Annotated in this window: 10 protein-coding genes; 7 read left to right on the forward strand and 3 right to left on the reverse strand. The window is 63.7% G+C overall.

Annotated features, from left to right (window positions below; translation table 11 throughout):
* Nucleotides 1–61 precede the first annotated feature (61 nt).
* The 3 genes from secA to KUV72_RS09795 all read left to right on the forward strand — a co-directional run bounded on the left by secA (nucleotide 62) and on the right by KUV72_RS09795 (nucleotide 5,171).
* The gene (gene secA, locus KUV72_RS09785) at nucleotides 62–2,788 is read left to right on the forward strand and encodes a preprotein translocase subunit SecA (protein WP_206937335.1); all 2,727 of its coding nucleotides are present in this window, start codon (nucleotides 62–64) and stop codon (nucleotides 2,786–2,788) included.
* A 74-nt stretch (nucleotides 2,789–2,862) separates the two neighbouring features.
* Nucleotides 2,863–4,080, forward strand: coding sequence for a bifunctional glutamate N-acetyltransferase/amino-acid acetyltransferase ArgJ (argJ, locus tag KUV72_RS09790; protein ID WP_222238144.1), 1,218 nt, complete (start codon nucleotides 2,863–2,865; stop codon nucleotides 4,078–4,080).
* Between the two features lie 140 nt (nucleotides 4,081–4,220).
* The gene (locus KUV72_RS09795; RefSeq protein ID WP_222163232.1) at nucleotides 4,221–5,171 is read left to right on the forward strand and encodes a Nudix family hydrolase; all 951 of its coding nucleotides are present in this window, start codon (nucleotides 4,221–4,223) and stop codon (nucleotides 5,169–5,171) included.
* Between the two features lie 109 nt (nucleotides 5,172–5,280).
* Here KUV72_RS09795 and KUV72_RS09800 read toward each other — a convergent pair whose 3' ends face one another.
* Both KUV72_RS09800 and KUV72_RS09805 read right to left on the reverse strand, forming a co-directional pair.
* Nucleotides 5,281–6,183 carry a carbon-nitrogen hydrolase gene (locus KUV72_RS09800; RefSeq protein WP_222238146.1) on the reverse strand — a complete coding sequence of 301 codons (903 nt, stop codon included), beginning with the start codon at nucleotides 6,181–6,183 and terminating at the stop codon, nucleotides 5,281–5,283.
* The gene (locus KUV72_RS09805) at nucleotides 6,180–7,229 is read right to left on the reverse strand and encodes an agmatine deiminase family protein (RefSeq protein WP_222238148.1); all 1,050 of its coding nucleotides are present in this window, start codon (nucleotides 7,227–7,229) and stop codon (nucleotides 6,180–6,182) included. The genes KUV72_RS09800 and KUV72_RS09805 overlap by 4 nt, the downstream gene beginning before the upstream one ends.
* Nucleotides 7,230–7,369: 140 nt before the next feature.
* On the opposite strand from KUV72_RS09805, the gene KUV72_RS09810 reads away from it, so the two are divergent.
* The 3 genes from KUV72_RS09810 (at nucleotide 7,370) to KUV72_RS09820 (ending at nucleotide 9,586) form a co-directional block, all read left to right on the forward strand.
* On the forward strand, nucleotides 7,370–8,611 hold the full coding sequence (locus KUV72_RS09810) for a lipoprotein-releasing ABC transporter permease subunit (RefSeq protein WP_222238150.1): 1,242 nt from the start codon (nucleotides 7,370–7,372) through the stop codon (nucleotides 8,609–8,611).
* Nucleotides 8,604–9,338, forward strand: coding sequence for an ABC transporter ATP-binding protein (locus KUV72_RS09815; protein WP_206937351.1), 735 nt, complete (start codon nucleotides 8,604–8,606; stop codon nucleotides 9,336–9,338). Before KUV72_RS09810 ends, KUV72_RS09815 begins: the two co-directional genes overlap by 8 nt.
* A gap of 77 nt (nucleotides 9,339–9,415) precedes the next feature.
* Complete coding sequence (locus KUV72_RS09820; RefSeq protein ID WP_222238152.1) at nucleotides 9,416–9,586, forward strand: hypothetical protein; 171 nt, start codon at nucleotides 9,416–9,418, stop codon at nucleotides 9,584–9,586.
* On the opposite strand, the gene KUV72_RS09825 is transcribed toward KUV72_RS09820, so the two are convergent.
* On the reverse strand, nucleotides 9,577–10,110 hold the full coding sequence (locus tag KUV72_RS09825; protein ID WP_206937354.1) for a DUF2062 domain-containing protein: 534 nt from the start codon (nucleotides 10,108–10,110) through the stop codon (nucleotides 9,577–9,579). The two genes, KUV72_RS09820 and KUV72_RS09825, sit on opposite strands and share 10 nt — an antisense overlap.
* Before the next feature lie 242 nt (nucleotides 10,111–10,352).
* Between KUV72_RS09825 and KUV72_RS09830 the strand changes: the two genes are divergently transcribed.
* A complete protein-coding gene (locus KUV72_RS09830) occupies nucleotides 10,353–12,797 on the forward strand; it encodes a ComEC/Rec2 family competence protein (RefSeq protein ID WP_222238153.1) in 2,445 nt (814 codons plus the stop codon).
* Nucleotides 12,798–12,824 lie beyond the last annotated feature (27 nt).

Below are 12,824 nucleotides of genomic sequence, written 5' to 3' on the forward strand. Positions count from 1 at the left end.
ATTGCGTGAGTTTTCCGATGAGCGGAGAGCTCACTTCAGCCAGTCAATGTCAGGAAGTGTCATGATCAATTCCCTGTTGCGTAAAGTGGTCGGTTCCAAGAACGACCGTGACGTCAAACGTATGTTTCGCCAGGTGCGCGCCGTCAACGAGCTCGAGTCGAGCCTGGAGAGCCTGGACGACGCTGCCCTGAGTGCCCGCACGGCGGAGTTCCGTGAGCGTCTGGCCGGGGGCGAGTCGCTGGACGCGCTGCTGCCGGAAGCCTTTGCCACCGTGCGCGAGGCCAGTAAGCGGGTCATGGGCATGCGCCATTTCGATGTACAGCTCATTGGTGGCATGACCCTCAATCGCGGCCGGATCGCCGAGATGAAGACCGGCGAGGGCAAGACCCTGGTAGCCACGCTGGCGGTGTATCTGAATGCGTTGCCCGGCAAGGGCGTGCATGTCGTCACCGTCAACGATTATCTGGCACGGCGTGACGCCAACTGGATGCGCCCTCTGTATGAGTTTCTGGGGCTGTCGGTGGGGGTGATCTACTCCGGCCAGACGTCTGAAGAAAAGCGTGATTCCTACGCCTGCGACATCACCTATGGCACCAACAACGAGTTTGGTTTCGACTACCTGCGCGACAATATGGCGTTTTCGCTGGAGGACAAGGTTCAGCGTGACCTCTACTTCGCCATTGTCGATGAGGTCGACTCGATCCTGATCGATGAAGCTCGCACACCGCTGATCATCTCCGGTGCAGTGGATGAAAACACCGAGCTCTACAAGGTCGTGGATCGCCTGGCCCAGGAGCTTGCTCCGTGCACCGACGAGGAAGATCCCGAGAGCGGCGACTTCACTCTGGACGAGAAGCAAAAGCAGGTAGAGTTGACCGAGGGTGGCCACCATCGAGTGGAGGAGCTAATGCGGGCCCAGGGGCTGCTGGGCGAGGAGGACTCTCTCTACGCCGCGCAGAACCTCAACCTGCTGCAGCACATGCACTCGGCCCTGCGTGCACGACACCTGTACCACGTCGACGTGGACTATATCGTCAGTGACGGTCAGGTCGTGATCGTCGATGAGCATACCGGTCGTACCATGCCCGGCCGCCGCTGGTCGGAAGGCCTGCACCAGGCTGTCGAGGCCAAGGAGGGCGTGACGGTTCAGCGTGAAAGTCAGACGTTGGCCTCGACGACCTTCCAGAACTACTTCCGCCTGTACGAAAAACTGTCCGGCATGACCGGTACTGCGGATACCGAGGCCTTCGAGTTCCGTCAGATCTATGGACTCGACGTGGTGGTCATTCCGACCAATCGCCCGCTGGCGAGAAAGGACATGAATGACCTGGTGTACCTCAGTGCTGAAGAGAAGTACGAGGCCATCATCGAGGACGTCAAGGTACAGGTCGAGGCCGGTCGTCCGGTGCTGGTGGGTACCGCATCCATCGAGACGTCGGAGTATCTGGCAGAGCTGATGCGCAAGTCGGGCATCGACTTCAACGTGCTTAATGCCAAGCAGCACCAGCGCGAAGCCGACATCATCGCCCAGGCCGGTCGTCCTGGTGCCGTCACCATTGCCACCAATATGGCCGGTCGCGGTACCGACATCATGCTGGGGGGCAACTGGGAGGCGGAAGCTGCCACCCTGGACAACCCCTCCGACGCCGATGTCGAAGCGCTCAAGGAGGCTTGGAAAGAGCGTCACGAGGCCGTGCTGGCGGCCGGTGGCCTTCACGTTATCGGTTCTGAGCGCCACGAGTCGCGGCGTATCGACAACCAGTTGCGCGGCCGCTCCGGTCGCCAGGGCGATCCGGGCTCCACGCGCTTCTTCCTGTCCCTCGAAGACAATCTGATGCGTCTGTTCGGCTCCGAGCGTGTGCAGAAGCTCATGCAGGCGCTGGGACTCGAACGAGGCGAAGCCATCGAGCACAAGATGGTGTCCAATGCGGTGGAGCGTGCCCAGAAGAAGGTCGAGGGTCGCAACTTCGATATCCGCAAGCAGCTGCTTGAATATGATGATGTGGCCAATGACCAGCGCCGTGTGATCTACGAGCAGCGCAACGAAATTCTGGCGGCCAGTGACGTGTCCGAGAATGTGATGGGCATTCGCGAAGAGGTGCTGGACGAGGCGATCAGTGCCTTTGTGCCGCCTCAGAGCCTGCCGGAGCAGTGGGACCTGGCCGGGCTTGAGGCTCACCTCAAGAGCGAGTACCAGCTCGAGGCACCGGTGGTGCAGTGGGCGGAAGAGGATGACCGGTTCCACGAGGAGCAGCTGCGCGAACGCCTGCAGACTCAGCACCGCGAGACCTATCAGGCCAAGGTGGCCATCGCCGGTGAAGAGCTGATGCGTCGGTTCGAGAAGCAGGTCATGCTGCAGGTGCTGGACACTCGCTGGAAAGAGCACCTCCAGTCGATGGACCACCTGCGTCGCGGCATTCACCTGCGTGGTTATGCGCAGAAGAATCCGAAGCAGGAGTACAAGCGCGAGTCCTTCGAGCTGTTCCAGAATCTGCTGACCAACATCAAGGCCGACGTCACGCGTATCCTCAGTCACGTCCAGGTGCGTGCGCCAGAGGAAGTCGACGCACTCGAGCGCCAGCGGCGCGAAGCCTTGGCTCGGGAAAGCGCCCAGGCGGCCAGTCGGCATGACGAGGCGCCGGCAGCGGAGGACGATGGCCAGCGGCACGTGAATGAGATGGCTGACCAGCGTCCAGTGCGCCGCGATGCCCCCAAGGTCGGTCGCAACGACGCTTGCCCGTGCGGTTCTGGCAAGAAGTACAAGCAGTGCTGCGGCAAGCTCAGCTGAGCAAGCTGCACCGCCGATGATGACGACGACCCCGGGCAATGTCCCGGGGTCGTCTCGACAGCAGGAGACTAACGATGGCAGTGGGTGACAGCAGTTTTCCAGCAATGACGCCGATCGCTGGCGTGCGTCTCGGTACCGCCATGGCCGGGATCAAGAAGCCTGGCCGGCGGGATCTGGTGCTGATTGAGGTGGCCGAAGGGGCCACTGTGTCGGGCACGTTCACCCGCAACGCCTTCTGCGCTGCGCCGGTGCATGTGGCCAAGGCGCATCTGGCCAGCGCGCCAGCAACTCGCTACCTGGTGATCAATACCGGCAACGCCAATGCGGGCACCGGTGAGATCGGCATGCGCGATGCCAAAGCCACCTGTCAGCAAGTGGCCGACATTGCCGGGGTGAGCAGCGAGCAGGTGCTGCCGTTCTCTACCGGTGTCATTGGCGAGCCTCTGCCCATGGAGCGCCTGCTTGCAGGCCTTCCTGAAGCAGTGGATCAGCTGAGCGACAGTGCCGAAGCCTGGCGCCAGGCCGCCGAAGGCATTCTGACCACAGATACCCGCATCAAGGGCGCCGCGCGCCGCGTGATGCTCAAGGGCGGCGAGGTGGTCATCAATGGGATCGCCAAGGGCTCAGGCATGATTCGCCCGGACATGGCCACCATGCTGGGGTTTGTCGCCACGGATGCGGCCATCGAGCAGGAGGCCCTGGATGCCTGGCTGCGGGACGGGGTGAAAAGGTCGTTCAACAGTATTACCGTCGACTCGGATACCTCGACCAACGACGCGTGCATGCTGATCGCCACCGGGGAAGCCGCTGCCGTGGCTGACGCCGAGGATGAGCGACGCTTTCGCCAGGCCCTGGATGAGGTGCTGGTGAGCCTGGCACAGGCGATCATCCGTGATGGCGAGGGCGCGACCAAGTTCGTCACGCTGGCGGTGTCCGGCGCGCGCAGCGTCGATGAAGCGCGTGAGGTCGCGTTTACCGTGGCCCACTCCCCACTGGTCAAGACCGCGCTTTACGCAAGTGATGCTAACTGGGGGCGTATCCTGGCGGCGGTGGGACGCGCCCAGGTCAGTGACTTTGACGTGGACCTGGTCACCATCGACCTGGGGCCGGTGCGCCTGGTGGAGCATGGCGGCAGGGCGACAGGCTACACCGAAGAGGCCGGTAGTGCGGTGATGGCAGGAGAAGAGATCACCATCGCCATCGATCTCGGTCGCGGCGAGGCGTCGGCAACGGTGTGGACATCCGATCTGTCCCACGATTATGTCTCGATCAATGCCGACTACCGTAGCTGATTCATCCGCAAGGCATGATCTGCGGATGAATCTCGCTGCCTGAATCGGTATCCTATGCCGACTTTTATCCTGGCCCACCCGACTGAAAACTGGCGCGGGCATGGCCCGCGAATCCAAGCTGGTAACGTTGAATGAACACTATGGTGAAGAGAAGGGTGCATGTGGCGGCGGCCGCCATCATCAGCCCAGACGGTGACGAAGTGCTGCTGGCCCGGCGTCCTTCCAATGTCGACCACGGCGGCCTGTGGGAGTTTCCCGGCGGCAAGCTGGCGCCCTACGAGACCGGCCTGGAGGCGCTCAAGCGTGAGCTGCATGAAGAGCTCGGTATCGAGATACGTCGTGCCCAGCCGTTGATCCGCATCCACCACGAATATCCGGACAAGCACATCCTGCTCGATGTGTGGCAGGTAAAGGATTTCTCTGGTGAGCCGTTCGGGCGTGAAGGGCAAGCGGTGCGTTGGGTGCCCATGGGTGAGTTGATCGGCTATCCCTTCCCGGCCGCCAATCTGCCGATCCTGCGGGCGGTGATGTTGCCGTCCGAGTACCTCATCAGTGACGAAGAGGCCGATGAGGAGGTGTTTGCCGCTCGCCTGGAGCGTGCGCTGGTCGAAGATGCCGTGCGCCTGGTGCAGTTGCGTGCCAAGACGCTGGACACCGACGCGTATGTGGCGCGTGCCGAGCGGGCTCTGGAACTGTGTCGCCGCCATGGCGCGCGGCTCATGCTCAATGGCGAACCCGAATTGCTCGACCGGGTTGATGCCGACGGCATTCACCTGACCAGCGAGCGCTTGATGGGCCTCGAGCGACGTCCGATTGCCGAGGGCAAGTGGTTGTCGGCGTCTACTCATGACAAGGCACAGCTGGACCAGGCCCACGTGATTGGCTGCGATTTCGTGACGCTGTCTCCGCTGCGCACCACCCCGTCGCACCCGGAAGTGGCGCCCATTGGCTGGCACGATTTCCAGCAGCTGGTCGAGCGTGCCGGCATGCCGGTCTATGCACTGGGCGGCATGACTCGCCATGATGCCAATCACGCCCGTGCCGTTGGCGCCCAGGGCATCGCCTCAATTCGCGATTTCTGGAAGTCATAGCGGGCCGTTGAGCACGCATCAGCGATAGCGACAGTTGCTATCATCAAAGAGCCCCCGCAGGTCACTGGCCTGCGGGGGCTCCTCTTGCATGATGCGCCGGGTGGCTGGCTCAGTCCCGGAAGCGGCGGGTCAGCTCGCCATAGGCATCGATGCGGCGATCTCGCAGGTAGGGCCAGATGCGTCGCACCTGCTCGCCGTGATCCAGGTCCAGGGTGACCAGCAGGGTCTGGGCCTCTTCGCCGGCGTGCGCCAGCAGCTCGCCCTGTGGGCCAGCGACGAAGCTGCCGCCCCAGAAGTCGATGCCCGGGCTGACGCCGGAGTGGTCCGGTTCGTGGCCCACCCGGTTGGCGACCAGAACCGGTACGCCATTGGCCACAGCATGGCTGCGCTGGATGATGGTCCAGGCGTCCTTCTGGCGTGTCTTTTCCGCGTCATCGTCATTCGGTGCCCAGCCAATGGCGGTGGGGTACAGCAGCACCTCGGCGCCGGCAAGGGCCATCATGCGTGCCGCTTCCGGATACCATTGATCCCAGCACACCAGGACGCCGAGTCGCCCGACCGAGGTATCGATGGGGGTGAAGCCCTGGTGATGTGCGGGGTCATGATCTCCCGGGGTGAAGTAGAACTTCTCGTAGAAGCCGGGATCATCGGGAATGTGCATCTTGCGGTAGTGACCCACAGCGCCCTTGGCGCCGTCGTAGACCACCGCCGTGTTGTGATAGATGCCGGGCGCACGACGTTCGAACAGCGAGCCCATCAGCACAATATCGAGTTCGCTGGCGAGTGCCGCCAGGCGTGTCCCGGTGGGCCCGTCCAAGGGTTCCGCGAGATCGAACAGGTCAGGATCTTCGTACTGGCAGAAGTAGTGGGTGGCATGCAGCTCCTGCAGCATCACCAGCTTGGCTCCCTGGCCGGCCAGGTCGCGGATGGCCTGTTCGCTGGCATCCAGGCTGCGTGCCTTGTCGGGCCAGGCCGGTTGTTGCACCAGGCCCACGGTCAATTGGCGCGTCATTGGTGTGCTCCTTCAAGGTTGAGAGTGCCGCGGGGCCACTGCATGGTCAGGCAGTGCAGGCTGCCATGCTGGCGGATGGCGGCGCTGGCATCGATGGGAATGATGTCACGCTCCGGGAAGGCGCCTGCCAGGGCGTTGAGCGCCGCCAGATCCTGTCGATCGCCGTACACCGGCACCAAAACGGCACCATTGATGATCAGAAAGTTGGCATAGGTAGCCGGTAGCCGATGTCCGTCGTCGCCATCCCGGCACGCGGCTGGCCAGGGCAGGGGGATCAGACGGTAGGGCGAGCCGTTGGCCTGGCGCAGCGTCGTCAATTCCTGCTCCATGGCGTGCAGGTCGGCGTAGTGGGAGTCGGCGGGATCATCGCAGCGCACGTAGGCAATGGTCTCGGCATCGCAGAAACGGGCCAGGGTGTCGACGTGACTGTCGGTATCATCCCCTTCCAGGTGTCCATGGCGAAGCCACAATACTCGCGTAAGGCCAAGCTGGCTGGCGAGCCAGTCCTCGACCTGTTGTCGGGACAGGTCAGGGTTGCGATTAGGGTTGAGCAGGCAGGCTTCGGTGGTCAGCAGGGTGCCTTGCCCGTCGGTTTCGAGAGCGCCACCCTCCATGACAACATCGCTGGTGGTGACGGGGCAGCGTATCCAGCCCGCCGTGACCAGCTGCTGCGTGAGGGTATTGTCGCGATCAGCGCGAAACTTGCCGCCCCAGCCGTTGAAGGTGAGGTCGTGGAACTGCACAGCGTCGCCATCCTGGCTGGCCAGTGGGCCATGATCACGGGCCCAGGTGTCGTCCGCCTCGACCACGACGAGATGTACTCTGTCGGTAGCGGCACCTCGGGCCATCAGGCGCTGGCGCAGGCCATCGCCGCAGGCAGGGTCGGGTACCCCGATGATGACGTGCTGATAGCGACTGATGACCAGCGCCAGCTGCTCCATCATTGCCTCGATGGCGGGCAGGGTATCGGCCCAGTCGCTGTCAGGGCGGGGCCAGGTCAGCTGGACGGCGTCCTGGGGATGCCACTCGGGAAGCAGGCGGTTCATGGCAGTGTCCTGGAGGTCGAAACGGCGAAATGTAGGCCTGCGAGCAGGAAGATGCAAGGATCTCGCAAATCCCATGCCGTGGCGATGCAGAGGCGTGCAAAAAACCGTACCATGGCGGCCTGCCGACAAGGAAAGAGTCCATGCTTGATCGATTGCCATTTCTGATCGGCTTGCGCTATGTGCGAGCCAAGCGACGCAACCACTTCATCTCCTTCATCTCGCTGACGTCCATGCTGGGGCTCACCCTGGGCGTGGCGGTACTGATTCTGGTGCTGTCAGTGATGAACGGTTTTGACCGAGAGCTACGCCAGCGGGTGCTGGGCATGGTGCCCCACACCCAGATCGAGCAGGCCGGTGGCATGACCGATTGGCAGCCTCTGGCCGAGCTTCTGACCCAGCGCGAGCACGTTATCGGTGCCGCGCCCTATATCCAGCAACAGGGCATGTTCTCCCAGGCCGGACGTAATCAGGGCGCCATGGTCAACGGCATCGATCCGCAGTGGGAAAGCCGCGTTTCCATTGTCGACGAGAACATGTCCCAGGGCTCTCTCGATGATCTGCAGCCGGGTGAGTGGCACATCGTGCTGGGGTCGATCCTTGCCAACAATCTGAGGGTCGATGTCGGTGACAGTGTCACCCTGCTGGTACCCGAAGCCTCGATCACCCCGGCTGGCGTATTCCCGCGTCTGAAGCGCTTCACCGTCAGCGGTATCTTCAGCGTAGGGGCCGACCTGGATGCCAACCTCGCCTATGCCAATATCGAGGACATGCAGACCCTGGCACGCATGGGCGATAGCGTTGGTGGCCTGCGTCTTGAGCTGGATGACCTGTTCCTGGCCGGTCAGGAAACCCAGGCCATCGTCAATGAGCTGGGCGCTGGCTATCGCGGCTACGACTGGACCTTTACCCGTGGCAACCTGTTCCAGGCCATCCAGATGGAGAAGCGCATGATCGGGCTGCTGCTGACGGTGATCATTGCCGTGGCCGCGTTCAATATCGTCTCTACCCTGGTCATGGTGGTGACCGACAAGCATGCCGACATCGCCATTTTGCGCACGATTGGCGCCACGCCTCGTTCGATCATGGGGATCTTCATGGTTCAGGGGATTGCCATCGGCGTGATCGGCATCCTGATAGGGGTTGCGCTGGGCATCTTGCTGGCGCTGACAGTGTCCGACATCATCGCTTTCGTGGAGTCCACTCTGGGGATCCATTTCCTCGATGCCGGTGTCTACTTCATCAGCGACCTGCCGTCAGAGCTGATCTGGAGTGATGTGTATCAGATCGTTGCAGCCGCCTTTGTGCTGACCTTCCTGTCCACCCTCTATCCGGCGTGGCGAGCCGCCCGGGTCCAGCCTGCCGAGGTGCTGCGCTATGAGTGATGTTGTCAATCAGCCGGCAGCGACCGAGGCGCCGACTGCCCAGGCGCCCGGCAAGGTAATGCTGGAATGTCATCAGCTGTCCCGCGTCTACGACGAGGGGCCCGCCGACCTGGTCGTGCTGGATCAGCTGGAGCTCAAGGTTCACGCCGGGGAGCGCGTCGCCGTGGTCGGTAGCTCCGGGTCCGGCAAGACGACCTTGCTCAACCTCCTGGGTGGGCTGGATAGCCCCAGCGCTGGCGAGGTTCGTGTCGATGGAACGGTGCTGCATCAGTTGGGGGACGCCGAGATCGGCCGTTTTCGCAACCGCCACATCGGCTTCGTCTACCAGTTCCATCACTTGCTGGCCGAGTTCTCCGCGCTGGAGAATGTGGCGCTGCCGCTGATCATTCGCGGGAGTCGCAAGCGCGATGCCGAAGACAAGGCGCGGGCGCTGTTGCAGAAGGTGGGGCTGGGGCCGCGTGCGGATCACAAGCCCGGCGAGCTGTCCGGTGGTGAGCGCCAGCGCGCGGCCATTGCCCGCGCCCTGGTGACCGACCCCAGCTTGATGCTGATGGATGAGCCCACCGGAAACCTGGACAAGCACACCGCGGCCAGCATTCTGGCGCTGATGGATGAGCTGGCTGCCAGCGCGCGCTGCGCTTTCGTTATCGTCACCCACGACCCGGAGCTCGCCGCGCACCAAGACCGCGTGTTGCGCCTGGACAACGGCCGTCTCCAGCCCGACTGAATCGAGAGGCTGAATCGATTGGCTGAGCCGATTGGCCGAATCGAGTGGCTGAGCCGAGTGACCTGGGTCGCATATGAATGGCCCCGCTGCATCGCAGCGGGGCCATTTTCTTTGCCAAGGTCTTCTTTGCCAAGGTTGTCTTTGCCAAGGTTTTCTTTTCCAAGGCTTTCTTTGCCAAGGTCATGCGCAGGCCTCGACAAGGCTGGGAGAGCGTGCCGGCAGCTGAGCGGGCGCTGCGTCAGGAGTGAGCGCGGGCCTGACGGCGGCGGCGCCGCCGCGCCTTCCAGCTGCGCGAGACCTGCCAGCGCCATAGCAGTCGAATGACCACATTGGCGAGGGCGCCGACAATGACCGCCGCCACGAGCGAGCCAAACAGCAGTGACGGCAATATGTCCATCAGCTGTCCTTGCAGCCACTCTGTGGTCAGGCGATGTGGGGCATGCAGTGCCGGTTGCTGCAAGAGCCATGCGCCAAGGCAGTAGTTGCCATAGAAGATGATCGGCATGGTCAGCGGATTGGTGATCCATACCAGGGCGACCGACAGCGGAAGATTGCAGCGGCCGAGGCGCGCGCCAAGTGCCGCTACCACCATTTGGCACGGAATAGGCAGCAGGGCGCTGAACAGGCCGACGCTGAATGCGTTGGCCACGCTACGCCGTGTCAGCACCCACAGCGCGGGGTCAGCAATCAGGTGAGCCATGAAGCGCAACGAGCGCTGCCGACGCAGGGCGTCTGGCGAGGGTAGATAGCGCTTTAGTAGTCGACGCGGCATGGAGTATCAGCTCAAGGCTGCGGATGCGTGGCTATTATCCATACAAGCCGATGCCCTTGCCATGACGTCGGCCAACGCTGTGCCTGAAAGACCTGACCTGGCGGCCGGCAAGGTCTTGTTGGAGAGGAGCAAGTCGCTGTGCAGATGGGGGAGCTGAAAGGGCGCTGAACAAGGGCGGCCACCCGCACCTCAAGCCCGGGTGACGGGGACAAGGAAGGTCCACCAGCAGGAGTGCCATGGACATGACGGGCGGTCGGTCACTGTATTGGCGAGGCGCTGCCAAGGCCGGACAGCGGTCGCGCCAGAGGCGCGGTGGTGGGCCTGCGTGGCCATCACCGGCTGTCAGTCTGGCCAGCGGCGCCACCTTGGGCGGCGCGCTGATCGGCGTGGCGGAGCCTGCCATGTACCTTCTGTTCGCGGTCGCAGTGGCCAGCCTTGCCGTGCGACGCTGGCGGCTGCTGCTGGGTGCATGGGTGGCGCTATGGGTGCTGCTGTCGCTGTTGCAGCAGCAAGGCGCGCGTCTTCCGGCGGGCCTTGCCGGAGTTACCTTGTTGGCCGACGTCCGGGTCAGCGCGGCACGTGAGCTGGCCGGAGCGCAGCGCCTGACGCTGGAGATCGAGCGCTGTGAACCGATGCTGGCTGATAGGCTTGGCTGCGATCGCCTGGAGCGGGTTCGCGTCACCCATTACCTGGCGGCACATCAGGCAGCCGGTCTCGGCAGCCCGCAGCCGAGTGGACGCATGACGGTGGGCGAGCGCTGGCGCCTGGCGCTGCGTCTGCGGCCGCCAACTGGCTTGGCCAACCCTGGCCGCTTCGACTATGAACGCTGGCTGTGGCAGCAGGGCATTCAGGCGATCGGTGCCGTGGTATCGGAACCCCCGCCGTATCGCCGGGCGCTGGCACCAGAGGATCTGCGCGAGTCGCTGCTGGCCACGCTGGAGGGTCTGGCCTTGGCAGAGCGCACTCGTCGCTGGCTGGCGGCGCTGACGCTGGGTCGGGGCGAGCGCCTGGAGGCACAGGAGTGGCAGCTGCTGAACAGCACTGGAACCACTCATCTGGCGGTCGTGTCCGGGCTGCACGTTGGCTTGGTGGCGGTGCTCGCACTGGGCTGTGGGCGCTGGCTGTCTCGGAGGATTCAGCCTGGACGCTGGCGTCTGGTGCGCTGGCCATGGTGGTGGGCGGGAGGCTTTACCGCAGGCTTCGTCTGGCTGGTGGGTGCCGAGCCTCCGGCACTCAGGGCACTGGTGATGATTGTCATCGCCCTGTGGGTCGCCGGCGGTCGTCATGCGCCGTCGGCGTGGCAAGGCTTGGCGGTGGCCTGGACGCTGGTGGTAATTATCGATCCGCTGTCGCTCTGGCGTCCGGGGCTATGGTTGTCCTTTGGGGCGGTAGCCGCGTTGATCATCATGTGGCAAGGGCGCGGTCTGAAGCCGCACCAGCGGTCGGGCCGGGGCGTGCAGACGGCGTTGGTCACGCTGGTGCGTACCCAGCTTCTGCTGGCGCTTCCCATGGCGGGGCTGGTGCTGGCCTTTACGGGTCAAGTGTCGCTGGTGACGGTGCTGGCGAACCTGGTGGCGGTGCCGCTGGTGTCGCTGATACTGGTGCCGGCGGGCATGCTGGGTTGGGCGGTACTGCTCGTAGCCCCGCCGCTGGCACTGTGGTGGTGGAAGGGATGGGGTTGGGTGCTGGCGGCACTGCTTGAGCTGCTTGAGGGGCTGTCCTGGCCAGCCGCGATGCTGTGGCTCGATGTCGATATCCGGCTCTCGCTGGCGTTGCTGCTGTGGGGCATTGGCGTCGTCATCTGTCTGCCCGGCATCGGGCGCGGTCTCAAGGGAGGCGCAGTGATCGCTCTGGGCGTTGCCCTGATCAGTCTGGCGCCGGCACGGCCCGACCCCCGTACCGTTCGCCTGGTGGTGTGGGATGTGGGGCAGGGCTTGATGGTCGAAGTCCATACCGCTGGCCATCGGCTGCTGTATGACAGTGGCCCACGCTATGCTTCCGGCTATGCCCCCATCGACGGTATCTGGCCGTCACCCCAGCAGTTTGACCAGGTCATTATCAGCCATGCTGACCTGGACCACTCGGGTGGCGTGGAGCGCCTGGTCGAGCAGCATGAGGTGGCGCACTGGTGGCATCCCGCTGGACGGATACCCGGTTTACCTGCTGAGCAAGCTGCCGACGGCTGCCATTGGGGGCAGCAATGGCGCTGGGAGGGCGTCGACTTTCGTTTTCTATGGCCAGGCTCGGATGAGGCTGTCGCGACACTGGAGTCCAATGACCAGTCCTGCGTGTTGCTGGTCAGCTCCCCTGGGGGGAGTGTGCTGATTACCGGCGACGCCAGTCGCCGGGTCGAGCGCTACCTGATCGCTCAGCTGCCCTCGCCGCCGACGGTGCTGGTGGTCGGGCACCATGGCAGCGACGACAGCACCGGCGCCGCACTGATCGACGCCAGGGCGCCGCAGTTGGCGGTAGCCTCCAGCGCCGCCTTCAACCGGTTTGGCCATCCCCATAATGATGTGATTCGGCGGCTTCGGCAGGCAGGCAGCTGTATCCTCGACACAGGGCTCGATGGTCAGCTGGTGATCGATCTGGACAGGGCCGGCGTGCATCTGGTCAGCAGTGGACGCCGGCGTCATCTGCACGGCGGTGTCGAAGGTCTCTGCCATGGGGTAGAATCTCGCCACTGAATCTCGCTGCCCTGTGCAACCTGCTGG

The sequence above is a fragment of the Halomonas sp. DP4Y7-1 genome (assembly GCF_019800705.1).
GTDB lineage: Bacteria > Pseudomonadota > Gammaproteobacteria > Pseudomonadales > Halomonadaceae > Halomonas > Halomonas litopenaei_A.